The organism is Streptosporangium sp. NPDC003464 (assembly GCF_053588315.1).
In genome coordinates this window covers 1-22,499 of the sequence record NZ_JBSFPS010000162.1, presented here as the reverse complement: position 1 = coordinate 22,499, position 22,499 = coordinate 1, and the positions used below count along the sequence as shown (strand labels likewise).

Below are 22,499 nucleotides of genomic sequence, written 5' to 3'. Positions count from 1 at the left end.
GCACCCCGTGACCGGGGTGCGGGCCCCGCCACCGTGACACCCCTACTCAGCCTCACGAGGCAGGTCATGAATCTTCGGTTGAACCTCAGGAAACTCGCGGCGGCGGCCGTACTGGCGTTGAGCGGGACGATGCTCGCCGCGTCGCCCGCCCACGCCGCCAACATCGCGTCGAATCCGGGATTCGAGAGCGACCTGGCGGGGTGGACGTGTTCGGCGTCCTCGGGTGCCACGGCGGTGTCGTCACCGGTGCACGGCGGGTCGAAGGCGCTGCAGGCGACGCCGGCCGGCAGTGACACCGCGCGCTGTCAGCAGACGGTGAGCGTGAAGCCGTCCTCGTCGTACTCGCTGTCGGCGTGGGTGCGGGGCGGTTACGTGTTCCTGGGGGTGAGCGGCACCGGGACGACGGACCAGAGCACGTGGACGTCGTCGCCGTCGGCCTACTCCCAGCTGAGCAGGGCGTTCACCACGGGCGCCGCGACCACGTCGGTGACGATCCACGTCAACGGCTGGTACGGCCAGGGCGCCTACCAGGCCGACGACGTCGTCCTGGACGGCCCGCCCGGCCAGGGACAGCCCCCCGCGGCGCCCACCGGCCTGACCGGCACGGGCAACGTCACCACCGCCACCCTGAACTGGACCGCCTCCGCCGGGGCGACCGGCTACAACGTCTACCGCGACGGCGCCAAGGTCGCCACGGTCACCGGCACGACCCACGCCGAGAACCCCGGTCCGGGCAGCTACACCTACCAGGTGAGCGCCGTCAACGCGGCGGGCGAGTCGGCCAGGTCCAACCAGGTCTCGGTGACGGTCGGCAACGACACCCCGCCGCCCCCGGCCACCCCGGCCGGGCTGACCGCCACGGTCAGCGGCGCGGACGTCACGCTGCGCTGGAGCGCCTCCTCGAACGCGACCGGCTACAACGTCTACCGCGACGGCGCCAAGGTCGGCTCGCCGGCCACCACCACCTACACCGACCGCCCCGGCGCGGGCGTCCACACCTACCAGGTGAGCGCCCACAACCCGGCGGGCGAGTCGGCCAGGTCCGGCCAGGTCTCCGCCACGGTCGGCGGCGGCTCGGGCGACCTGCCCAGGCGGGTGCTGGTCGGCTACCTGCACGCCTCGTTCGCCAACGGCTCCGGCTACATCCGGATGGCCGACGTGCCGAACGAGTGGGACATCATCAACCTCGCCTTCGGCGAGCCGACCTCGGTGACCTCCGGCGACATCCGCTTCCAGCAGTGCCCGGCCGCCGAGTGCCCCGGCGTCGAGCCGGAGGCCGACTTCATCGCCGGGATCCGGGCCAAGCAGGCACTCGGCAAGAAGGTGCTGATCTCGATCGGCGGCCAGAACGGCCAGGTCCAGCTCACCACCACGGCCGCGCGTGACAAGTTCGTCCAGTCGGTGAGCGCCATCATCGACAGGTACGGCCTCGACGGGCTGGACATCGACTTCGAGGGCCACTCGCTCTACCTCAACCCGGGCGACACCAACCTCGCCGCCCCGACCACCCCGGTCATCGTCAACCTGATCTCGGCGCTGAAGACCCTCAAGGCCAGATACGGGGCCAAGTTCGTGCTGACCATGGCCCCGGAGACCTTCTTCGTCCAGCTCGGCTACCAGTTCTACGGCCCCGGCGCGAACGGCTCGGCCGACCAGCGGGCCGGGTCCTACCTCCCCGTCATCCACGCGATGCGGGACGACCTGACCCTGCTGCACGTCCAGGACTACAACTCCGGGCCGATCACCGGGCTCGACAACCAGTACCACACCATGGGCACCCACGACTTCCACGTGGCCATGACCGACATGCTCCTGGCGGGCTTCCCGATCGCCGGCAACCCCGGCAACGTCTTCCCCGCCCTGCGCCCGGAGCAGGTCGCCATCGGCCTGCCCGCTGCGGCCTACGCGGGCAACGGCTTCACCACGGTGGCCGAGGTCCAGAAGGCCTTCGACTGCCTGGCCAAGGGCACCAACTGCGGGCCGTACAAGCCGCGCGGCGTCTACCCGAACCTGCGCGGCCTGATGACCTGGTCGATCAACTGGGACAAGTACAACTCCTTCGAGTTCTCCCGCAGCCACCGGGCCTACCTCAACGGCCTGGGCTGAGAGCCCCTCGCCGCCGGGAGAGACGGACTCCCGGCGGCGAGGTCACCTTCCACCTGCGCGGCCCCCACCGCGTGAAGGAGTGATCGAATGTCGAGAAACCGCATCATGGCGGCACTGGCCGCACTGGCGGTCGCGGGCGTGCTCGCGGTCGTCGTGCCGATGTCCTCCGCCTCCGCCGCGAGCTGCGCCACCCCGTGGAACTCCGGGGCCGTTTACACCGGCGGCGCCGTCGCCTCCCACAACGGTCACAACTGGTCGGCGAAGTGGTGGACCCAGAACGAGGTCCCGGGCACCGCCGACGTCTGGGCGGACCAGGGGACGTGCGGCGGCACCACCCCCACCCCGACGCCCACCTCCGGACCGGGCTGCTCCTACCCGAACTGGGTGGCCGGACGGCCGTACGTCACCGGTGACATCGTCAAGTACACCGACGGCAAGTTCTACCGGGCCGAGCACGACAATCCCGGCTACGACCCGGTCATCAGCACGTGGTACTGGGAGCCGCACCCCTGCGGTCCCACCACGCCACCGACCGACCCGCCCTCCTCGGGCTTCGTGGTGAGCCAGGCGCAGTTCGACCAGATGTTCCCGAGCCGCAACCCCTTCTACACCTACAACGGCCTGGTCACGGCGCTGAACGCCTACCCCGGCTTCGCGAGGACGGGCAGCGACACCGTCAAGAAGCAGGAGGCGGCGGCCTTCCTGGCCAACGTCAACCACGAGACCGGCGGCCTGGTCCACATCGTCGAGCAGAACACCGCGAACTATCCGCACTACTGCGACGCGAGCCAGCCCTACGGCTGCCCCGCCGGCCAGGCGGCCTACTACGGGCGCGGTCCGATCCAGCTGAGCTGGAACTTCAACTACAAGGCGGCGGGCGACGCGCTCGGCATCGACCTGCTCCGCAACCCCAACCTGGTGCAGAACGACCCGGCGGTGGCCTGGAAGACCGGTATCTGGTACTGGATGACCCAGAACGGCCCCGGCACGATGACGCCGCACAACGCGATGGTCAACGGCGCCGGCTTCGGCGAGACGATCCGCAGCATCAACGGCGCCCTGGAGTGCAACGGCAGGAACCCCGCGCAGGTGCAGAGCCGGATCAACGCCTACCAGCGGTTCGTCCAGATCCTCGGCACCACCCCCGGCGGCAACCTGAGCTGCTGAGCGCACGCCCCCGGACGTCGCCGCGGGCGTTCCGCCCCCGGCCGCCAGGACCATGCGCCGGTCCCTCCTCGCTCACCGGTCCCATCCCGGTCGAGGGGCCCGCACGGCCTGGCGGTCGGTCGCGGCGCGGCTGCGGTAGACCACATAGGGGCGGAACAGGTAGCCCACCGGGGCGGCGAAGGCGTGGACCAGGCGGGTGAAGGGGAACAGCGCGATCAGCAGCATGCCGACCAGCGTGTGCAGTTTGAAGGTCCACGGGGCGCGGACCATGGCCGCGGCGTCGGGCTGCAGGTAGAAGATCCCGCGGAACCACGGGGAGACCGTCCGGCGGTAGTCGTGGGCCTGGAAGGCGGCGCTGAGCAGCGTGGTCATCAGCCCGGCGAGCAGCGCGGCGACCAGCACGACGTACATCATCTTGTCGTTCTTCGTGGTGGCCATGAAGACCGGTCCGGTGGTGCGGCGGCGGTAGATCAGCAGGGCGATCCCGGCCAGCGTGCAGAACCCCGCGACGCCCCCCACGGCCAGCGCGGCCGCGTGGTAGGCCGCCTCGCTCAGCCCCGCCGCGCTGGTCCAGCTCTCCGGGATCACCAGCCCGAACACGTGGCCGATGATCACGAACAGCAGCCCGAAGTGGAACAGCGGGCTGCCGATCCGCAGCAGCCGGCTCTCGTACAGCTCCGAGGAGCGGGTGGTCCAGCCGAACCTGTCGTAGCGGTGGCGCCAGATCAGCCCGCCGACCAGGAGCACCAGCGTCAGATACGGCGCCACCACCCAGAATGCGATCTCCGTCCAGCTCACCCGCGCCCCCTCCCCGGTGTGCCCGCCGGCCCCACGCGCCTCGCGGGCCCGCTCACCTGTCGACCCCCACGGACTCCGCCGGCGGCCCCTGGCCGGCCAGCCGGGCCACCAGCGCCCGCTCGGCGCCGCTGAGCGGCGGGAGCGTGGCGCACACGGCGTCGATCACCGACCCGTACGGCGAGGCGCACTCGCGCAGCGCCAGCCGGAGCAGCTCCAGCCCGGCCCGGTTGTCCCGCAGGATCGCGGCCCCGTCCGGGGCGAGCGCGGCGAACTCCAGCACCACGGGCAGGTAGTCGGGCAGCTCGTCGCCGCACAGCTCCCACCCGCCGGCCCGGTAACGGACCTTCAGCGCCGCCAGCGACTCGCCCCGCCGCCGGGTGTCCCCGTCGACGTAGTAGGTCAGGTAGAGACAGCAGCGGCGCCTGAAGTCGAAGGTCTCCACGTAGTGCGCGGCCAGCGCGCCCCGGTCCACCCGTGCGAGGTGGTCCAGGAACGGTCCGAAGCGGGCGCCCGCCGCCTGGCGGACCAGCGGCAGCCGCGCCCAGAAGTCCTCGTCCGGGTAGGCGAGCAGGTGCGCGGCGGCCTGCCACACCACGCGGTCCGCTCCGTGGCCGGCCGGGTGGCCGCTCATCGGTCCTCCCTCTTGGGGAACATGCCCTCGGGGACGCCCTTGCCGTCCCAGTTGAGGAGGTTGACGCGCTCGTGGGTGACCTCCTCGCTCGTCTGGCGCTGCCTGAGCGAGTGGAAGCTCTCGACCGACACCGGCACCGGCTGCCCGGAGGTCTCGCCGAACGGGCCCGTCATGCCGGGGCCGCCCTCGTAGTCGAGGCTGCAGCCGATCTCCTCGACCGACCCGGGCCGGGTGGCGTAGGCCGTCGGGATCACGTAACGGTCTTCGTACCTGGCCAGGGCCAGCAGCCGGTACATGCCGTCGATGTCCTCGCCGGTCAGTCCGGCGCGCGCGCCGATCGACGGGTCGGGCTCCTCGCCGAGGTTGATCCGGCGCATGTGGGAGCGCATCGCGGCCAGCCGCCGCAGCGAGGCCGTCACCGGCGCCGGGTCCCCGGCGGTGAAGAGCTCGGCGAGATACTCCACGGGGATGCGCAGAGTCTCGATCGCGCCGAACAGGTTGCCGGCGTCCTCGCCGTCGTGCCCGCTGCCGGCCAGCGCGTCGACCACGGGCGACAGCGGCGGCACGTACCAGACCATCGGCATCGTGCGGAACTCCGGATGCAGCGGCAGCGCGATCCGGTACTTCATGATCAGGTCGTGGATCGGGGACCTCCTGGCGGCCTCCAGCCAGTCGTCGGGGATGCCCGAGCGCGTCGCGGCCTCGGCCACCGCCGGATCCCGGGGGTCGAGGAACAGCGACAGCTGCGCCTCGTACAGGTCCCGGTCGTCGGGCACGGAGGCGGCCGCGGTGACCTTGTCGGCGTCGTAGAGGAGCACCCCGAGATAGCGGAGCCGCCCCACGCACGTCTCCGAGCAGACCGTCGGCAGCCCGACCTCCACCCGGGGATAGCAGAACGTGCACTTCTCGGCCTTGCCGGTCCGGTGGTTGAAGTAGACCTTCTTGTACGGGCATCCGGTGACGCACATCCGCCAGCCCCGGCACCGGTCCTGGTCCACCAGGACGATCCCGTCCTCCGTGCGCTTGTACAACGCCCCCGAGGGGCAGGCCGCGACGCACGCCGGGTTGATGCAGTGCTCGCAGATCCGGGGGAGGTAGAACATGAAGGCCCGCTCGAAGTCGAGCCGCACCCGGTCGCCGATCCGCTCCACCACCGGGTCCCGGGCCGCCAGCGCGGGACCGCCGCCGAGGTCGTCGTCCCAGTTCGCGCCCCACCGCACGGCCATCGGCTCGTTGCTGATCAGCGAGCGCGGCGGGGCCACCGGGGTGTCGGCCGACAGCGGCGCCGAGGTCAGGTTCTCGTAGTCGTAGGTCCAGGGCTCGTAGTAGTCCTGGATGGACGGCATGATCGGATTGGCGAAGATGCTCAGCAGCCTGCGCAGCCGGCCGCCGGACTTGAGCGTCAGCCGCCCCTTGCGGTCGAGCTCCCAGCCGCCCCGCCACTTCTCCTGGTCCTGGTAGCGGCGCGGGTAGCCCAGCCCCGGTCTCGTCTCGACGTTGTTGAACCAGACGTACTCCACGCCGCTCCGGTTGGTCCACGTCTGCTTGCAGGTGACCGAGCAGGTGTGGCACCCGATGCACTTGTCGAGGTTCATCACCATGGCGATCTGGGCCATGACACGCATCAGTAGTCGACCTCCTGCGAGCGGCGGCGGATGACGGTGATCTCGTCGCGCTGGTTGCCGGTGGGACCGAGGTAGTTGAAGGCGTACGAGAGCTGCCCGTACGCGCCGATCATGTGCGTCGGTTTGATCAGCACCCGGGTCAGCGAGTTGTGGATGCCGCCGCGGCGGCCCGTCCGCTCCGAGAGCGGCACGTCCACCACGCGCTCCTGCACGTGGTACATGTACACGGTCCCGGCCGGCATCCGGTGCGACACGACCGCCCTGGCCACGACCACGCCGTTGCGGTTGGCCGCCTCGACCCAGTCGTTGTCGGCCACCCCGGCCGCCGCGGCGTCCTCGACCGACATCCAGATCGTCGGACCGCCCCGCGAGAGGGTCAGCATGAGCAGGTTGTCCTGATACTCGGAGTGGATCGACCACTTGGAGTGCGGGGTGAGGTAGCGGACCACGATCCCGTCCCGCACCTGCTCGTCCTCGCCGAACAGCGCCACGATGTCCAGCGGCGGTCGGTAGACCGGCAGGGCCTCGCCGTACTCGTGCATCCAGTCGTGGTCGAGGAAGAAGTGCATGCGCCCGGTGAGCGTGTGCCAGGGCTTGCCGTGCTCGACGTTGATGGTGAAGGGCGAGTAGCGCCGGTTGTGCGCCTCCTTGCCCGACCACTCCGGGCTGGAGGCGACGTGGACCGGCCGGGCCTGGGTGTCGGAGAAGACGATCCGGTGGCCGTCGTGGGCCAGCCCCGACAGGTCGGTCCCGGTCCGCTCCGACAGCTGGGCGAAGCCCTGCGCCGCCAGCCGGCCGTTGCTGACGCCCGACAGCGCCAGGACCGCCTCGCACGCCCTGGCCCCGGTGTCCAGCAGCGGGCGTCCCTGGGCGACCCCGTCGCGGGCCAGCCCGTTGCTCCGCCCGAGCCAGGCCACCTCGGCGTCGGGCCTGAAGACCACCCCCTTGACCGGCAGCCCCAGCTTCTCGGTGAGCGGTCCGAGCGCGGCCATCTTCGCCGCGACGGCGCCGTAGTCGCGCTCCACCACGGCCAGGTCCGGCACGACCGGCCCGTCCGGCGGGCGGCCGCCGGGCTGCGCGGTCTCTCCCGGCGTGTCGTGCTGGGGGGTGACGACCACCACGTCCCGGCGCACCCCCAGATGCTCGGCGGCCAGTTCCGAGAAGCGGGCCGCGATGGCGTGGAAGGCGTCGAAGTCGGTCTTCGTCTCCCAGGGCGGGTCGATCGCCGGGTTGAAGGCGTGCACGAACGGGTGCATGTCGGTCGATGACAGGTCGTGCTTCTCGTACCAGGTCGCGGCTGGCAGGACGATGTCGGAGAACAGCGTCGTGGACGTCATGCGGAAGTCCAGCGACAGCAGCAGGTCGAGCTTGCCGTGCGGGGCGTCCGGGTCGGGGGCCGGCAGGTTGGAGCCGGTGCCCAGCAGGTGGTGCAGGAAGTATTCGTTGCCCTTGGCCGAGGAGCCGAGCAGGTTCGAGCGCCACACCGTGAGCACCCTCGGCCAGTTGCGCGGATCGTCCGGGCTCTCGGCCGCGAACCTCAGCCTGCCCTCCCGCAGTTCCCGGCGGGTGAACTCCACCGGGTCCTCGGCCTCGCCCAGCTCCAGCGGGTTGCGGTCGAAGGCGGGCGCCATCGGCATCCAGCCGTTGCGCACCGCCTGCGCCACCAGGTCGGCGGTGTGCAGGCCGGCGAACTCGCCCGGCCCCAGCGGCGAGCACAGCTCCCCGGCGTCGAAGCGGTCGTAGCGCCACTGGTCGGTGTGCAGGTACCAGTACGGCGTGCCCGGCACCTGCCTCGGCGGCCGGGACCAGTCGAGCCCGCCCGCGAGCTGCGCCCAGCCGGCCAGCGGCCGGCACTTCTCCTGGCCGACGTAGTGCGCCCAGCCGCCGCCGTTGACGCCCTGGCAGCCGGTGAGCAGCAGCAGCGACAGGAACGCCCGGTAGATCGTGTCGCCGTGGAACCACTGCGTGGTGCCCGCGCCCAGCACGATCATGAAGCGGCCCTCGGTCTTCGCCGCCGTCTCCGCCGTCTCCCGGGCGATCCGCACCGCCCGGCCCGCCGGGACCGAGGTGATCGGCTCCTGCCAGGCGGGGGTGTACGGCCCGGCCGGGTCGTCGTAGCCGCCGGGCCACGTGCCGGGCAGGCCGTCCCTGGCCACGCCGTACTGGGCGAGCATGAGGTCGAAGACCGTGGTCACCAGGTGCTCGCCCACCCGCCGCACCGGCACGCCCCGGCGCACGCCGCCCGTCCCGCCGTCGAAGCGGGGCAGGTCGACCGCCACCGCCTGCCCGCCGTACAGGGTCAGCAGCGGGTCGACGTCCAGGTGGAGATTCCAGCGGCCCTTGCCGGAGTCGGTCCAGCGGAAGCCGAGCGAGCCGTTGGGCACGGTCGGCCGGCCGTCGGCACCCATCAGGACCGTCTTCCAGCGCGCGCCCTCGCCGGTGTCGCCCAGGTCGGCGGCGGTGAGGAACTTGTCCGGCACGTGGGCGCCGTCGCGCTCGCGGAGCCTGACCAGGAAGGGCAGGTCGGTGAAGCGCTTGACGTAGCCGGTGAAGTACGGCACCTGCCGCTCGACGAAGAACTCCCTGAGGATCACGTGGCCCATCGCCATGGCCAGCGCGCCGTCGGTGCCCGGCCGGATCGCCAGCCATTCGTCGGCGAACTTCGCCGCGTCGTTGTAGTCGGGCGAGACCACGACGACCTTCTGGCCCCGGTAGCGGGCCTCGGCCATGTAGTGCGCGTCCGGGGTCCTGGTGACCGGCACGTTCGCGCCCCACAGCACCAGGTAGGCGGCGTCCCACCAGTCGGCCGACTCCGGCACGTCGGTCTGGTCGCCGAAGACCTGCGGGGAGGCGACGGGCAGGTCGGCGTACCAGTCGTAGAACGACAGCATGGCCCCGCCGATCAGCGAGACGAACCGCGAGCCGGCCGCGTGGGAGAGGATCGACATGGCGGGGATGGGGGAGAACCCGGCCACCCGGTCCGGGCCGTAGGTCTTGATCGTGTGCACGTGCGCGGCGGCGATCATCTCGGTCGCCTCGGGCCAGCCGATCCGGACCAGCCCGCCCCTGCCCCGGACGGCCTGGTAGGCGCGCCGCCTGCCGGGGTCGGTGGTGATCTCCGCCCAGGCGGCGACCGGGTCGAGGCCCCGGCGCCTGGCCTCCCGGTACATCTCCACCAGCACCCCGCGCGCGTAGGGGTAGCGGACCCGGGTGGGGGAGTAGGTGTACCAGGAGAAGGCCGCGCCCCGGGGGCAGCCGCGCGGTTCGTACTCGGGACGGTCCGGGCCGACGCTCGGATAGTCGGTCTGCTGGGTCTCCCAGGTGATGATCCCGTCCTTGACGTAGACCTTCCACGAGCACGAGCCGGTGCAGTTGACCCCGTGCGTGGAGCGGACCACCTTGTCGTGGCTCCAGCGGTCCCGGTAGAAGGAGTCGCCCTCGCGGCCCCCGACCAGATACAGCGTTCGCGGATCTTCGTTCGCCGGTGCCCTTCTGAAGAACCGGCCTGTCCTGAGGAGTAGATTCTCGACATCGGACGCCATGTGTCCAGTTCATCACAGACAGTTAATATTTGCGGTGTTCGGGGGTATATATGTCGGATGAACTTCGCAAAGGACAGACGGCCAACCTCGTCCTCGCCACGGCCGCGTTCGCGATCACCTTCTGGGCGTGGAACCTGATCGGCCCGCTCGCCGGGGGCTACGGCAGGCAGCTCGGCCTGTCGCCGACCCAGACCTCCCTGCTGGTCGCGATCCCGGTGCTGGTCGGATCCCTCGGCCGGATCCCGGTCGGGGTGCTCGCCGACAGGCTCGGCGGGCGGCTGATGTTCGCGGTCGTCTGCGCCGTCAGCATCGTCCCCGTCATCCTCGTGGGCTGGGTCGACTCCTATGGATGGCTGCTGGTGTGGGGCTTCCTGCTCGGCGTCGCGGGCACCTCGTTCGCGGTGGGCATCCCCTTCGTCAACGCCTGGTACGCCCCCGCCCGCCGCGGCTTCGCCACCGGCGTCTTCGGCGCGGGCATGGGCGGCACGGCGCTGTCGGCGTTCCTCACCCCCCGTCTGGTCGAGTCCGTCGGCCGGATCCAGACCCACCTGCTGATGGCCGCCGCGCTGGCGGTGATGGCCGTCGTCATGCTGCTGTTCAGCCGCGACTCGCCCGCCTGGAAGCCGTCCACCGCTCCGGCGCTGCCCCGCATGCGCGAGGCCGTGAAGCTCAGGGCCACCTGGCAGTGCGCGTTCCTCTACGCCGTCGCCTTCGGCGGGTTCGTCGCCTTCTCCACCTACCTGCCGACCCTGCTGCAGAACGTCTACGGCTTCTCGCAGACCGGGGCCGGCCTGCGCGACGCGGGCTTCTCGGTCGCCGCCGTCGCCGCCCGGCCGCTGGGCGGCGTGCTGTCCGACCGGGTCGGCCCGGTGCGGGTGCTGCTGGTGTCGTTCGCGGGGACCACCGTCATGGCGCTGGTCCTGGCCTTCAACCCGCCCGCGGAGATCCCCGCCGGCGGCTGCTTCGTGCTGATGGCCTTCTTCCTCGGCCTCGGCACCGGCGGCGTGTTCGCCCTGGTCGCCAGGCTCGTCGAGCCGTCCAGGGTGGGCACCGTGACCGGTCTGGTGGGCGCGGCCGGCGGCCTGGGCGGTTACTTCCCGCCGCTGGTCATGGGCGTCGTCTACACCGCCGCCGGCACCTACGTGATCGGCTACGTCCTGCTCGCCGTGACGGCCCTGGCCGCGCTGCTCTACACCCGCAGGGCGTTCACCTCCGCTTTGACGGCCGGCGGCGGAGCAGCAGGCCGATGAGCACGCCGACCAGCATCACGGCCAGCAGCGCGGTCCACAGCGGCGAGGTCACGCTGAACGTCAGCCACTGGATCCGGACGCGGTCGCGGTTCTGGGCGATGAAGATCACGCCGAGCGCGGCCAGCGCCAGGGCGGTCCACCCGCGCGGTGAGATCGCGGCCAGCCGGCCGCCGGACGGGCGGGGCCCGTCCGCCGGTGTCCTTGTCATGTCCTACCCCCTTTCACCACGGAATGCGACTTTTCAACTACTCTAGGGTAGGAAAGCTGAGAGACTGGTCTCGTTTTGACGACCGGGTGGGTGGTTGGCCGTGGCTTCCGGCAGTCTGTTACCCGTCATGGATTACGCAATTCTCACGGGGCTCGTCCTCGTCTCAGGTGTCGTGCTCGCTCTGGTCGCGCAGTGGAAGGGGTGGCGGCCCTCCCTGCTGGCCATCCTCGCGGTGGGGATCGGGTTCCGGGTGCTCATCATGACCACCTCGGCGATCGACACCTGGCAGCCGGTCGACTTCATGGAGAGCTTCAGACCTGCGGGCGAGGCGATCCTGAACCGTGAGGACCCCGTGCTCGGCAGCGAGGGCGGCTGGCACTTCCTGCCGACCATCCCCTACGTGTACGGCCTGCTGCTCTGGCTGGGCATCCCGTGGGAGATCGGCGGCCGGCTGGTCACCGTGGTGGCCGACATCGCGCTGATCCCGCTGGTCGGCAGGCTCGCCGGCGGCGCCACCGCCTCGCTGCGCGCCTTCCAGTACGCCTGCAACCCGCTGGCCATCCTCGTCGCCTCCGTCCACGGCCAGGTCGAGCCGGTCGCGCTGGTCTTCGGCGTGGCCGCGTTCGTGGTCGCCCGCGGCCCCGGCAGCCCCGACCGGCCGGGCCTCACGACCGACGTGGCCGCGCTGGTACGGCGGAGCGTCGCGACCCTCGGCGTCGGCGGCGCCGTACGGCACGCCCTGGGCCCGGTCGGCGTGGTGCGGCGGGCGCTCGCCCCGCAGCCCGGCGAGAAGGAGACCCTCCGCCGGGCGCTGCTCGCCGGCCTGCTGATGGGCCTGGCCCTGTGCGCCAAGAGCTGGCCGATCTGGCTGATCCCCGGCATGCTCCTGCTGCTGCCCACCTTCCGCGCGCGGGCCGTGGCGTTCGTCGCCACCGGCGTCGCCCCGGTCTTCTTCCTGGTCACCCTGCCCGTCTTCGCGGGCACCTCGCTGAGCCAGATCCCCGAGGTCATCCGCGTGATCCAGGACATCCGGCCGATCGTCGGCGAGTGGGGCTACAGCGCGATCCTGGTCGGCGGCGACTGGACGCTCGACGCCGGGATCGCCACGTTCGGCACGCGGCTGATCTACATCACGCTGCTGGTGGTCGCCTTCCTGTGGCGGCGCGCCGACCCGGTCGACCTCACCACCGCCCTGCTGCTCGCCTTCATGGTCGCCACCCCCCGCCTCGGCGCGCAGTACCTGCTGTGGTTCATGCCGTTCCTGGTGGCCCGCCCCACCCGCTTCGCCTGGCCCGCCATCATCGGCGTCTCCCTCTGGGCCGGATACGGCTACCTCTACATGACCCAGTTCGACACCAATACCTGGTGGGAGCTCCACTCGATCTGGGCCCAGTGCTCCATCGTGCTCCTGCCGATCCTGGCCCTGGCCATGCCCTGGGGCCGTCGCGGGCCCAAGACTCCCGCCCGGACGCCGGACACGGCGCCGCACGCGCCCGTCCCCGCGTCCGCCTGAAGGGCCGGGCCGGCATCGCGCCCGATATGTTCGCAGATGTGACGGACGACATCGAGATCCTGCGCTACACCGCCTTCACCCACGACCCCAAGGGGGGCAATCCCGCCGGCGTCGTCCTCGACGCCGCGGGACTGTCCGACAGCGAGATGCTGGCCATCGCCGCGGAGGTCGGCTACTCCGAGACCGCCTTCATCACCGGACGCGACGACGAGGCCCGCGCCTTCCGCGTCCGCTACTTCGCGCCCACGGCGGAGGTGGCCTTCTGCGGCCACGCCACGATCGCCGCCTCGGTGGCCCTGGCCGAGCGGCTCGGGACCGGGCCACTGGTCTTCGGCACCAACGCGGGCGAGATCGCCGTGGACACCCTCGTCGACGGCGAGACGCTGCGCGCGACGCTCACCAGCGTGCCCACGCGGTCCAGGCCGGTGGCCGAGCCGGTGCTGGACGAGACGCTCGCGGTGCTGGGCTGGTCCCGCGACGACCTGGACAGGGCGTTCCCGCCGCACGTCGCCTTCGGCGGGAACGACCACCTCATGCTCGCCGCAGGATCACGCGAACGCCTCGCGGACCTCGACTACGACTTCGAGGGCCTGCGCTCGATCATGACGCGCGAGGGCTGGACGACGGTGAACCTGTTCTGGCGGGAGAGCGACGAGCGCTTCCACTCCCGCAACCCCTTCCCGATCGGCGGCGTCGTCGAAGACCCGGCCACCGGCGCCGCGGCCGCCGCCTTCGGCGGTTACCTCCGGATCCTGGGGACCGGCTCGGACGAGTTCACGATCATCCAGGGCGTCGACATGGGACAGCCCAGCGAGCTGAAGGTCTCCATCGCCGAGGCCGACGGGCGCACCAGGGTGAGCGGCGGGGCCGTCGAGATGTAGGTCCCGCGCCGGGCCCGACGGCGCGGCAGGTCCACGCCGGTCGGGCCGGCAGCGACCGGTCCGTGGTGATCGGTCCGTGGTGATCGGGCCGGCAGCGACCGGTCCGTGGTGATCGGGCCCGATGGCGCGGCCGGTCCGCGATGTGAGTGAATCAGGCCATGGACGGATATCTCAAGCGGATCGGCGCCGCCCGCCCCGCGGCCCCGGACGCGCGGTCACTGCGCGAGCTGCAACTGCGCCACCTGCTGACGGTCCCGTTCGAGAACCTGAGCGTTCACCTCGGCGAACCCGTCGTGCTCGACGAGCGGGAACTGGTCGAGAAGGTCGTCGGCAGGCACCGGGGCGGCTTCTGCTACGAGGTCAACGGGGCCTTCGCCGCGCTGCTGCGCTCGCTGGGCTACCAGGTGACCCTGCTGTCGGCCCGGCCGGTCGGCGACGACTCCCTCGGGCCGCCCTTCGACCACCTCGCGCTGCGGGTCGACGCCCCCGACCCGTGGCTCGTCGACGTCGGCTTCGGCACGTTCAGCCACCACCCGCTCCGCCTCGACCTGCGCACCGACCAGTCCGACCCCGGCGGCACCTTCCGCGTCGCCGAGGCCCGCGACGGCGACCTCGACGTGTTCAAGAACGGCTCGCTGGAATACCGCCTCGAACAGCGGCCGCGTGCCCTGGCCGACTTCGAGCCGGCCTGCTGGTGGCACCAGACCTCGCCCAAGTCGCACTTCACCCGGTCGCTCGTCTGCTCGCTGCTCACCGAGACGGGCCGCGTCACGCTGAGCGACAGGCTGCTCATCGAGACCTCGGCGGACGGACGCCGGGAACGGCGCCTGACCACCGACGCCGAGACGTTCGCCGCCTACCGCGACCTTTTCGGCATCGAGCTGACCCGGCTGCCTACGGCACCTCGACGATCAGACGGATGAGACGGCCGTGGGCGGCGAACCCCCCGCGGCCCGGGGACACCCGTCCCACGCCGGGGCCGGACGTCCGGGCCCGGCCCGCCGACCGGCCACCGGGGCCCGCGCCCCTACCGCCGGTTCAGAAGCCGTCCCAGCGGGACCCCGGCCAGCCGCCTGACCTCGTTGGCCAGGTGCGCCTGGTCGGCGTATCCGCTGGCCACGGCCACCTCGGCCAGCGCCGTCCCGCGCCGGGCCAGCCGCAGCGCCCGCTGGAACCTGACGATCCGCTGGAGCGTCTTGGGGCCGTACCCGAAGGCCCGCAGCGATCTGCGGTGGAGCTGCCGCTCGCCGAGCCCGAGGTCCCGGGCCACCTCCGCGACGCTCCGCCCGGTCCGCAGCGCCGCCGCGATCGCCGGCGCGGCGGGGTCGGGTCCGGGCGCCGTACGCAGCCGCACGGTCAGGGCCTCCTGCATGGTCTCGACCGTCAGCTCCGGCAGCACGCCCAGCTCGGCCAGCGGCACCCGCAGGTCACGCAGGGCCTCGACCGGCACGCCGAACACCTCGCCCACCGCGCCGGGCCGGAACCGGATCCCGACGTAGCGGTCGCCGGGAGACATCCGGACGGGCTTCGGCCCGGTGTCGGGGCCGGCGACCTGTGGACCGTCCGGCCCCCAGATGAGATCGACGCAGCCGTCGGGGACCACCAGGCTCGTCGTCGCCGAGTCCGCCGTCGACGTCCAGAGGCAGGTCACTCGCCCGGCGATCGCCGGATCCGGGGCCCACTCGCGGTACATGCCCCCAGGCTACGGCCGGCCGGGTCCCGACACTCCCGGAGCCCGGACCGGGGCGGGGCGCCCGCCGGGAGTACGGCTCCGCCGGCCGCCCGTGGCGGGGGCCACGGGGAGGTGCCGGAAAAATCGTGGGGAGATTTCCAGAAAAAAATCCACCGGCCGTGTCGATCCGGAAGTCTCTCGGTCGACGCGTAAGTAGCGCCGGGTCCCAGTGGGCCGGGGAGCCCGGCGCCGGACCCGACACAGGTCACCGGACCCGACACAGAAGGAGACACGACGATGCGATACATCCTGCTGCTCAAGACCGAAGAGAACTCCGCGCTGGGCGCTCCCCCCAAGGAGCTCATGGACGCCATCGCCAAGCACGGCGAGGAGATGGCCAAGGCCGGCGTGCTGCTCGACACCGGCGGGCTCGCCCCGAGCGCGACGGGCGCGCGGATCCGGCTCTCCGAAGGGAAGCTGACCACGACCGACGGCCCCTTCACCGAGACCAAGGAGCTGATCGCCAGCTACGCGCTGGTGCAGGTGAAGTCCAAGGAGGAGGCGGTCGAGCTCGCGGCGCGCTTCCTCCGGCTCCACCAGGAGCACTGGGCGGGCTGGGAGGGCGAGTCCGAGGTCCGCAAGCTGCTCGGCCCGGAGGACTTCGCCCTCGGCTTCGGTCAGGACTGAGACGCGGGGCCAGGCCAGGCGGGACCCGGGCCGGCCGGACCCGGCCGGCCCGACCCGCCCGGCTGTCAAAGTCGACAGACGCCCGGATCGTCTTGCGGTGGTACGGAGGGAACTGCTCTGATTGGTGGCCGTGACGGCTTCCGAGACAGACCGTGCGATCGACGCGGTCTGGAGGATCGAATCGGCGCGGCTCATCGCCGGTCTCGCGCGGATCGTGCGTGACATCGGCACCGCAGAGGACCTCGCCCAGGACGCGCTGGTCGCCGCCCTCGAACAGTGGCCGCGGGAGGGCATCCCGGGTAATCCGGGCGCCTGGCTCATGGCCGTCGCGAAACGCCGCGCGATCGACCTCCTGCGCAGGCGGCAGCGGCTCGAACGCAAGGTCGAAGAGCTCGGCCACGAGCTTGAGATCGGCGGGGAGGGGGCCGCGGCCGGCGTCGAGGCGGCCTTCGACGACGACATCGAGGACGACCTCCTGCGCCTGGTGTTCACCGCCTGCCACCCCGTCCTGTCCGCCCAGGCCCGCGTCGCGCTCACCCTCCGCATGCTCGGCGGCCTGAAGACCGAGGAGATCGCACGGGCGTTCCTCGTCCCCGAGTCGACCGTCGCCCAGCGCGTCGTCCGCGCCAAGCGGACCCTGGCCGAGGCGCGCGTCCCCTTCGAGGTCCCGCAGGGGGCCGACCGCGCCGGCCGGCTGTCGTCCGTGCTGGAGGTCATCTACCTGGTGTTCAACGAGGGCTACTCGGCGACCGCCGGTGACGACTGGATGCGGCCGGCGCTCTGCGAGGACGCCCTCCGCCTCGGCCGTGTCCTGGCCGAGCTCATGCCGGAGGAGCCGGAGGTCCACGGCCTCGTCGCGCTGATGGAGATCCAGGCGTCGCGCTCGGCCGCCCGGACCGGCCCGTCCGGGGAGCCCGTCCTCCTGCTCGACCAGGACCGCGCGCGCTGGGACCGGCTCCTCATCCGCCGCGGTCTGGCGGCGCTCCAGCGGGCCGAGGCGCTCGGCGGCGACCTCGGCCCCTACGGCCTGCAGGCCGCGATCGCCGCCTGCCACGCCCGGGCGCACACCCCGGAGGAGACCGACTGGATGCGCATCGCGGCGCTGTACGAGGCGCTCGCCGGGCTCGTCCCCTCCGCCGTCGTGGAGCTGAACCGCGCGGTGGCGCTCTCCATGGCCTTCGGCCCCGCCACCGGCCTGCGGCTCGTCGACGAGCTGGCCGCCGAGCCGTCTCTCAAGGACTACCACCTCCTGCCGAGCGTGCGCGGCGACCTCCTGGCCAAGCTCGGCCGCCTCGACGAGGCGCACGCGGAGTTCGAGCGCGCGGCCTCGCTCACCCGGAACGGACGTGAGCGCACGCTGCTGCTCGACCGTGCCGCCGCGTGCGCGCCGGCGGCGGGGCCGGGACCGCTACCGGACCCCCGGCCGTAGTGCCGGGATCCCCGGCGGGAGACCGACCCGGCGCTCCGACAGGCGGCCGTCGTCCATCTCCGTGACCCGGTGCGCGTGGCCGATCTGCGCGACGTCATGCGTGACCAGCAGGGTCGCGACCGCGCGCTCCTCGGTCAGCTCCGCCAGCAGCCCCATGATCTCCGTGCCGCGCGCGTGGTCCAGCGCGGAGGTGGGCTCGTCGACCAGCAGCACGGCCGGGTCGCTCATCAGCGCGCGAGCGATGTTGACCCGCTGCCGCTCGCCCCCGGAGAGCTGGTGCGGCCGCCGGTTCTCCTTGCCGGCCAGTCCCACCGTCCGCAGCAGGTCGGCGGCCCTTCCGGAGTTGCCACCCCGCATGTGGTCCATGACCCGCAGCTGCTCCAGCGCGGTGAGCGAGGCGATCAGGTTGGCCTGCTGGAAGACGATGCCGATCCGTTCCCTGCGCAGCGCCGTACGCTCCCTGTCCCCGAGCCGTGAGGCGTCGGTCCCGGCGATGACGACCCGGCCGGAGCCGGGCCGCAGCAGGGTCCCGGCGACGGCCAGCAGGCTGGACTTGCCGGATCCCGACGGCCCCACCACCGCGACCAGCTCCCCGGGCCGCACGGTCAGGGACACATCGTCGAGCGCGACCAGCGTGGTGTCGCCGTCGGCGTAGGTGAGGCGCAGGTCGGTCAGTTCCAGGCTCATCGGGCGCTCCCCAGGGCGATCAGCGGGTCGACGGAGGTGATGCGGCGGACGGCGAGCCCGGCCCCCGCCATCCCAAGGGCGATCATGGCCAGTACCGGCGTGAGCGTCGTCGAGACGTCGACCACGAACGGCATGACCCGTTCGGCGAGCGCCCCGATCCCGAGCCCGGCGGCCCCGCCGATCCCGCCGCCGACCATCAGCACGATCAGCGCCTGGGACAGGGCGTCGCGCATCAGGTAGCCGCTCGACGCGCCGAGCGCCTTCATGATGGCGATGTCCCCCTGGCGCTGAACCGTCCACACGGTGAAGAACGCCCCGATGACCAGCGCCGAGATGGCGAACAGGAAACCCCGCATCATCGTCAGCGAGCCGTTCTCGGAGGCGTAGGAGCCGATCCCGGCCAGGGACTCCTCCTTGGTGACGGGGCGCGTGCCCAGCGTCCGCCCGGGGGCGTCACCGCTCAGCACGGCCACGGTCGCGGTGTCCGGCGCGGCGTGCGCCAGGCGCTGCCAGTCCGCGAGCGTGGACCACACCACGGGAGTGTGGCCGTAGGAGAGGTCCGGGCCGATCGCGGTGACCCGGTACGGCCGGCCGCCGATCGTCACGGTGTCCCCCGGGGCCAGGTCGAGGCCGGGCGGCACGGCCAGCTCGCCGTCCGCCTGCCGTACCGGGCCCAGGGACTCCGAGCCGAAGACCGCGACCGCCTGGCCCGCGCCGTCATGGGTGAGCTGCGTCTGCGTGATCCCCAGCGGTTGCCCGCCCAGACCCTTCCACTGCGCGGCGGTGACCGTGCTGCCGGAGAAGGAGATCTCCTCGCCCCCGAACGCGATCCGGTCACCCTTCAAGCTCTCGATGGCGGAGATGTTCTCCCCGGCGAGCCCGGAGGTGAGTCCTGACAGCAGGACGACGAGCAAGGTGATGAGCGCCACGACGGCACCCATGAGGGTGAACCGTCCTTTGGCGGATCGGATGTCTCTCAATGCGATGAACACGTGGGTCTCCGGTCGGTTGCCTCTTGACACCCGCCAGGCTCTCCGGTCCCGCCCGTCCGGGGCATCGCGCCTCCGATCGGTCCGCGGATCAACCGAAGGTTGGATGCGAGCACCCCTCGCGCCCCTTCTAACCTGGACATATGGGAGGGGAGATGGAGATTCCGGCGGTGCGGCTGCTGAGGTCCGGCCTGCACGGCGTGTTCTACGCGCTGCTCGCGATCGGCCTGATCCGCCTGTCCGGATCGTGGGCGGCCCTGGCCGGGGGCGTCCTGCTCGGCGCCGTCTACGCGGCCGGCCTCGCCCTCGGCCGGCGCCGCACGGCGTCGCTGCTCTGGCTGGCGGCCGTCATCCTGATCTGGACGGTGCTCGGCCTCCTCACCATGGATTTCGTCTGGCTGGCGTTCCCGCTGTTCTTCGTCTGCCTGCACCTGCTGCCGCTGCGCGCGGGCGTCCCGGCCGTGATCGCCCTCACCGCGGTCAGCGTCGGCACGCTCGCCCTGCACGACCCCCCGCTCAACCCCGCCCAGGTGGTCGGCCCGGTCATCGGCGCGCTGGCGGCCACCCTCATGGTCACCGGATACGCGGCCCTGTACCGGGAGAGCGAGCGCCGCCGCGATCTCATCGACGAGCTCACCCGCACGCGCGCGGAGCTGGCCGAGACCCAGCACGAGGCCGGGGTGCTCGCCGAACGCCAGCGGCTGGCCAGGGAGATCCACGACACCCTCGCCCAGGGCCTGTCCAGCATCGTCCTTCTGCTGCGCGCCGCCCCGCCGGACCCGGCGGGATACGTGGGGGAGGCGATGCGCGCGGCCGAGGACAACCTCGCCGAGGCGCGCCGCTTCGTCCACGCCCTGACGCCGCCGGGCCTGGACGGCTCCCTGGAGGAGGCGCTGCGCCGCCTCTGCTCCCGCGAGGGGGCCGCCTTCCAACTCGACGGCGAGCCGTACACGCTGCCCCGCCGGGCCGAGATCGCGCTGCTCAGGATCGCCCAGGGCGGGCTGGCCAACGTCTCCCGGCACGCGGAGGCGGGCAGGGCCGCGCTCACGCTGACCTACATGGAGGACGAAGTGGCGATGGACATCGTGGACGACGGGCGCGGCTTCGACCCGCTGACCAGGTCGGGCAACGGTCTCGGCTTCATCCGTGACCGCGCCGCCGAACTCGGCGGCGCGGTCACCGTCGAGTCCGCCCCCGGCCTCGGTACGGCCCTGGCCGTCACCCTCCCCGTGCCGTGATCCGCCTGCTGCTCGTCGACGACCACCCCGTCGTGCGCAAGGGCCTGCGCGCGGTCTTCGACCAGGCCGCCGACATGGCCGTGGTCGGTGAGGCCGCCACGGGCGAGGAAGCCGTACGGCTGGCCCCCGGCGCGGACGTCGTGCTGATGGACCTGCGCCTGGGGGCCGGGATGTCCGGCGCGGAGAGCACCCGGCTGATCGGCCGGCTGCCACGCCCGCCCCGGGTGCTGGTGCTGACGACCTATGACACCGACGGCGACATCTTCACCGCCATCGAGGCGGGGGCGGCGGGCTACCTGCTGAAGGACGCCCCCACCGACAACCTGCTCGACGCCATCCGGGCGGTGGTGCGGGGGGAGACCATCCTCGCCCCGCCGGTCGCGGCCAGGCTGGTGACCCGGATGCGGTCACCGCAGGCGCCGCTCTCCCCTCGGGAGGTCGAGATCGTCGCCCTGGTGGCAGACGGGCTGTCGAACCGGCAGATCGCCCGGGAGCTGTTCATCAGCGAGGCCACGGTGAAGAGCCATCTGGTGCACATCTACGCGAAGCTGGAGGTGGACAACCGGACCGGAGCGGTCATGGCCGCTCGCCGGCGGGGACTTCTCCGGAGATGAGGGCCGCGGCCCACTCTCCGTCGGGATCGCTGTCGATGAGCAGCGCCCGGACCAGCAGGCTGAGGGGGATGGCGAGCAGCGCGCCCAGCGGGCCGAGCACGAACGCCCACACCAGCAGGGACAGCAGTGTCATGGTCGTGGACAGGCCGACGGCGTCGCCGAGGAACTTGGGCTGGATGAGCGACTGGATCACGAAATTGATCAACATGTAGGAGAGGATCACGAAGATCATCGTTTTTGGGCCGCCCTCAAGCAGGCCGAGCAGGGCCGGCGGGATCAGCCCGAGGACGAAGCCCACGTTCGGAATGTAGTTGGTGATCAGTGCCAGCACCCCCCACAGCAGCGGGAGGGGCACCTCGAGCAGCCAGAGCGCGGTCACGTCCAGGACGGAGCAGATGAGACCGAACACCGTCGAGACGACGAGATAGCGGCGGGTCTTGTGGGCGAAGTCCCCAAGCGCCTGGACGAGCCTGGGTCGGTGGGCGGCGCCTGAGGCCAGGACCCGGGAGAAGGACCGCGCGTCCAGGCACATGGCCAGCACCAGGACGACGATCAGGATGAGGCTGGTGAACACGCCGAGCAGTCCGCTGGCGAACCCCTGGACGAGCGCGAAGATCTTGCCCAGGTCGAACGACTTGATCGTCTGGTTCACCTGCTCGGTGCCGATACCGAACCTCGCCGCCAGCTTCTGCGCCTCGGCGAGCAGTTGGTCGAACTGCGGACCGTAGGCCGGGACGAGGTTGGCCGTCTCCGCGACCGCGATGGTCAGGATCGTCACCATGCCCAACAGCAGGAGCAGCACGATGGTGAGCGGGACCGCGATCAGCGTCCATCCGGGGGCGCCGCGCTTCTGGAGCCAGGTCCTGACCGGGGAGACCGCGAGGACGAGCACGAGGGCCAGCAGCACGGGGCCGATGATCGATCCGACCTCTTTGATCCCGGCCAGTGTGACCACGGCACTCGCGGTGCAGAGCAGCCCGATGAGTGCCCGGGGCACCAGTCGTTGGTCCGTCATGTCGGGTCTCTACCCATGGGGCGGAAAACACGTCTCCGGGTGGCCGGCCGTCGATTTGACGGAAGGGGACGGCGTACATAGAGTTCACAGGCCCGAGGGGGTAGGCGGAGATCGCCAGAGCCTCGGGAACCCCTTCTGACCACCTCCCTTCGCTGGGACGCGTGCGTCGCGGCGGGATCCGATTCGACAAGAGCCGGATGTCGGAGTAAGTTAGAAGGGTTGCTCCGGAAGCGGAGTGGTCGACATCCTAGCGGGTTCGGCGGGTCTGGAACGGCTGACGCGGAAAGCGACAGTTTGACACAGACCGGGCGGGCCTGATAAGATGGAAAAGCGGAATGGAACGCCCCGAAGTCGGGCCGGATGGCCTGGACGACGGAGAACGCGTCCGTTTCTTGAGAACTCAACAGTGTGTTAAAAGCCAGTGCATGAAGCACAACCCCGTCCCAC

The 22,499-nt window shown here is 71.7% G+C and carries 19 protein-coding genes; 10 read left to right on the top strand and 9 right to left on the bottom strand.

All coding sequences use genetic code 11. The features are described from left to right. Positions 1–66 precede the first annotated feature (66 nt). Both ACWDS7_RS30200 and ACWDS7_RS30195 read left to right on the top strand, forming a co-directional pair. Complete coding sequence (locus ACWDS7_RS30200; RefSeq protein ID WP_451932027.1) at positions 67–2,106, top strand: carbohydrate binding domain-containing protein; 2,040 nt, start codon at positions 67–69, stop codon at positions 2,104–2,106. 87 nt (positions 2,107–2,193) lie between these two features. Beyond that, positions 2,194–3,273, top strand: a complete 1,080-nt coding sequence (locus ACWDS7_RS30195) for a glycoside hydrolase family 19 protein (RefSeq protein ID WP_451932026.1) — start codon at positions 2,194–2,196, stop codon at positions 3,271–3,273. Between the two features lie 72 nt (positions 3,274–3,345). Here ACWDS7_RS30195 and narI read toward each other — a convergent pair whose 3' ends face one another. Genes narI through ACWDS7_RS30175 form a run of 4 tightly spaced genes read right to left on the bottom strand, consistent with a single transcriptional unit; the run spans position 3,346 to position 9,869 of the window. Next, positions 3,346–4,071, bottom strand: a complete 726-nt coding sequence (gene narI / locus ACWDS7_RS30190; RefSeq protein WP_451932025.1) for a respiratory nitrate reductase subunit gamma — start codon at positions 4,069–4,071, stop codon at positions 3,346–3,348. A gap of 52 nt (positions 4,072–4,123) precedes the next feature. Then, entirely contained in the window at positions 4,124–4,702 is a 579-nt protein-coding gene (gene narJ / locus ACWDS7_RS30185) for a nitrate reductase molybdenum cofactor assembly chaperone (protein ID WP_451932024.1), read from the bottom strand. Further along, on the bottom strand, positions 4,699–6,327 hold the full coding sequence (gene narH, locus ACWDS7_RS30180) for a nitrate reductase subunit beta (protein WP_451932023.1): 1,629 nt from the start codon (positions 6,325–6,327) through the stop codon (positions 4,699–4,701). The genes narJ and narH overlap by 4 nt, the downstream gene beginning before the upstream one ends. Continuing rightward, complete coding sequence (locus ACWDS7_RS30175; RefSeq protein WP_451932022.1) at positions 6,327–9,869, bottom strand: nitrate reductase subunit alpha; 3,543 nt, start codon at positions 9,867–9,869, stop codon at positions 6,327–6,329. Before ACWDS7_RS30175 ends, narH begins: the two co-directional genes overlap by 1 nt. 50 nt (positions 9,870–9,919) lie before the next feature. Between ACWDS7_RS30175 and ACWDS7_RS30170 the strand changes: the two genes are divergently transcribed. Further along, positions 9,920–11,119, top strand: a complete 1,200-nt coding sequence (locus tag ACWDS7_RS30170; RefSeq protein ID WP_451932021.1) for an MFS transporter — start codon at positions 9,920–9,922, stop codon at positions 11,117–11,119. On the opposite strand, the gene ACWDS7_RS30165 is transcribed toward ACWDS7_RS30170, so the two are convergent. Continuing rightward, complete coding sequence (locus ACWDS7_RS30165; RefSeq protein ID WP_306856692.1) at positions 11,076–11,327, bottom strand: lipopolysaccharide assembly protein LapA domain-containing protein; 252 nt, start codon at positions 11,325–11,327, stop codon at positions 11,076–11,078. The two genes, ACWDS7_RS30170 and ACWDS7_RS30165, sit on opposite strands and share 44 nt — an antisense overlap. 127 nt (positions 11,328–11,454) lie before the next feature. On the opposite strand from ACWDS7_RS30165, the gene ACWDS7_RS30160 reads away from it, so the two are divergent. The 3 genes from ACWDS7_RS30160 to ACWDS7_RS30150 all read left to right on the top strand — a co-directional run bounded on the left by ACWDS7_RS30160 (position 11,455) and on the right by ACWDS7_RS30150 (position 14,644). Next, the gene (locus ACWDS7_RS30160) at positions 11,455–12,840 is read left to right on the top strand and encodes a hypothetical protein (protein ID WP_306856694.1); all 1,386 of its coding nucleotides are present in this window, start codon (positions 11,455–11,457) and stop codon (positions 12,838–12,840) included. A gap of 38 nt (positions 12,841–12,878) precedes the next feature. Further along, complete coding sequence (locus tag ACWDS7_RS30155; RefSeq protein WP_451932020.1) at positions 12,879–13,721, top strand: PhzF family phenazine biosynthesis protein; 843 nt, start codon at positions 12,879–12,881, stop codon at positions 13,719–13,721. 158 nt (positions 13,722–13,879) lie between these two features. After that, positions 13,880–14,644 carry an arylamine N-acetyltransferase family protein gene (locus ACWDS7_RS30150; RefSeq protein ID WP_451932019.1) on the top strand — a complete coding sequence of 255 codons (765 nt, stop codon included), beginning with the start codon at positions 13,880–13,882 and terminating at the stop codon, positions 14,642–14,644. 104 nt (positions 14,645–14,748) lie between these two features. On the opposite strand, the gene ACWDS7_RS30145 is transcribed toward ACWDS7_RS30150, so the two are convergent. Further along, positions 14,749–15,414 (bottom strand): DUF6597 domain-containing transcriptional factor, encoded by a 666-nt coding sequence (locus ACWDS7_RS30145; RefSeq protein WP_451932018.1) that lies wholly within the window; start codon positions 15,412–15,414, stop codon positions 14,749–14,751. A 276-nt stretch (positions 15,415–15,690) separates the two neighbouring features. On the opposite strand from ACWDS7_RS30145, the gene ACWDS7_RS30140 reads away from it, so the two are divergent. Continuing rightward, positions 15,691–16,080 (top strand): YciI family protein, encoded by a 390-nt coding sequence (locus ACWDS7_RS30140; RefSeq protein WP_451932017.1) that lies wholly within the window; start codon positions 15,691–15,693, stop codon positions 16,078–16,080. Between the two features lie 130 nt (positions 16,081–16,210). Further along, the gene (locus ACWDS7_RS30135) at positions 16,211–17,509 is read left to right on the top strand and encodes an RNA polymerase sigma factor (protein WP_451932016.1); all 1,299 of its coding nucleotides are present in this window, start codon (positions 16,211–16,213) and stop codon (positions 17,507–17,509) included. Here ACWDS7_RS30135 and ACWDS7_RS30130 read toward each other — a convergent pair. Both ACWDS7_RS30130 and ACWDS7_RS30125 read right to left on the bottom strand, forming a co-directional pair. Then, on the bottom strand, positions 17,489–18,196 hold the full coding sequence (locus tag ACWDS7_RS30130) for an ABC transporter ATP-binding protein (RefSeq protein WP_451932015.1): 708 nt from the start codon (positions 18,194–18,196) through the stop codon (positions 17,489–17,491). The two genes, ACWDS7_RS30135 and ACWDS7_RS30130, sit on opposite strands and share 21 nt — an antisense overlap. Continuing rightward, positions 18,193–19,188: an ABC transporter permease gene (locus tag ACWDS7_RS30125; RefSeq protein ID WP_451932014.1), complete on the bottom strand. Its 996-nt coding sequence runs from the start codon at positions 19,186–19,188 to the stop codon at positions 18,193–18,195. Before ACWDS7_RS30125 ends, ACWDS7_RS30130 begins: the two co-directional genes overlap by 4 nt. Positions 19,189–19,340: 152 nt before the next feature. Between ACWDS7_RS30125 and ACWDS7_RS30120 the strand changes: the two genes are divergently transcribed. Together ACWDS7_RS30120 and ACWDS7_RS30115 are read left to right on the top strand one after the other, a co-directional pair. Beyond that, complete coding sequence (locus ACWDS7_RS30120; protein WP_451932013.1) at positions 19,341–20,423, top strand: sensor histidine kinase; 1,083 nt, start codon at positions 19,341–19,343, stop codon at positions 20,421–20,423. Beyond that, on the top strand, positions 20,420–21,037 hold the full coding sequence (locus ACWDS7_RS30115) for a response regulator (protein WP_451932012.1): 618 nt from the start codon (positions 20,420–20,422) through the stop codon (positions 21,035–21,037). The genes ACWDS7_RS30120 and ACWDS7_RS30115 overlap by 4 nt, the downstream gene beginning before the upstream one ends. On the opposite strand, the gene ACWDS7_RS30110 is transcribed toward ACWDS7_RS30115, so the two are convergent. Then, positions 21,000–22,052, bottom strand: a complete 1,053-nt coding sequence (locus ACWDS7_RS30110) for an AI-2E family transporter (RefSeq protein WP_451932011.1) — start codon at positions 22,050–22,052, stop codon at positions 21,000–21,002. The genes ACWDS7_RS30115 and ACWDS7_RS30110 overlap by 38 nt on opposite strands. Between the last annotated feature and the right edge of the window lie 447 nt (positions 22,053–22,499).

Excerpts from the sequence above, each read along its gene's own strand:
- ACWDS7_RS30145 (WP_451932018.1), bottom strand. The coding sequence starts at position 15,414 with ATGTACCGCGAGTGGGCCCCGGATCCGGCGATCGCCGGGCGAGTGACC.
- ACWDS7_RS30130 (WP_451932015.1), bottom strand. The coding sequence starts at position 18,196 with ATGAGCCTGGAACTGACCGACCTGCGCCTCACCTACGCCGACGGCGAC.
- ACWDS7_RS30150 (WP_451932019.1), top strand. The coding sequence starts at position 13,880 with ATGGACGGATATCTCAAGCGGATCGGCGCCGCCCGCCCCGCGGCCCCG.
- narH (WP_451932023.1), bottom strand. The coding sequence starts at position 6,327 with ATGCGTGTCATGGCCCAGATCGCCATGGTGATGAACCTCGACAAGTGC.
- narJ (WP_451932024.1), bottom strand. The coding sequence starts at position 4,702 with ATGAGCGGCCACCCGGCCGGCCACGGAGCGGACCGCGTGGTGTGGCAG.
- ACWDS7_RS30120 (WP_451932013.1), top strand. The coding sequence starts at position 19,341 with ATGGAGATTCCGGCGGTGCGGCTGCTGAGGTCCGGCCTGCACGGCGTG.
- ACWDS7_RS30110 (WP_451932011.1), bottom strand. The coding sequence starts at position 22,052 with ATGACGGACCAACGACTGGTGCCCCGGGCACTCATCGGGCTGCTCTGC.
- ACWDS7_RS30160 (WP_306856694.1), top strand. The coding sequence starts at position 11,455 with ATGGATTACGCAATTCTCACGGGGCTCGTCCTCGTCTCAGGTGTCGTG.
- ACWDS7_RS30140 (WP_451932017.1), top strand. The coding sequence starts at position 15,691 with ATGCGATACATCCTGCTGCTCAAGACCGAAGAGAACTCCGCGCTGGGC.
- ACWDS7_RS30200 (WP_451932027.1), top strand. The coding sequence starts at position 67 with ATGAATCTTCGGTTGAACCTCAGGAAACTCGCGGCGGCGGCCGTACTG.
- ACWDS7_RS30170 (WP_451932021.1), top strand. The coding sequence starts at position 9,920 with ATGTCGGATGAACTTCGCAAAGGACAGACGGCCAACCTCGTCCTCGCC.
- ACWDS7_RS30175 (WP_451932022.1), bottom strand. The coding sequence starts at position 9,869 with ATGGCGTCCGATGTCGAGAATCTACTCCTCAGGACAGGCCGGTTCTTC.
- ACWDS7_RS30195 (WP_451932026.1), top strand. The coding sequence starts at position 2,194 with ATGTCGAGAAACCGCATCATGGCGGCACTGGCCGCACTGGCGGTCGCG.
- ACWDS7_RS30165 (WP_306856692.1), bottom strand. The coding sequence starts at position 11,327 with ATGACAAGGACACCGGCGGACGGGCCCCGCCCGTCCGGCGGCCGGCTG.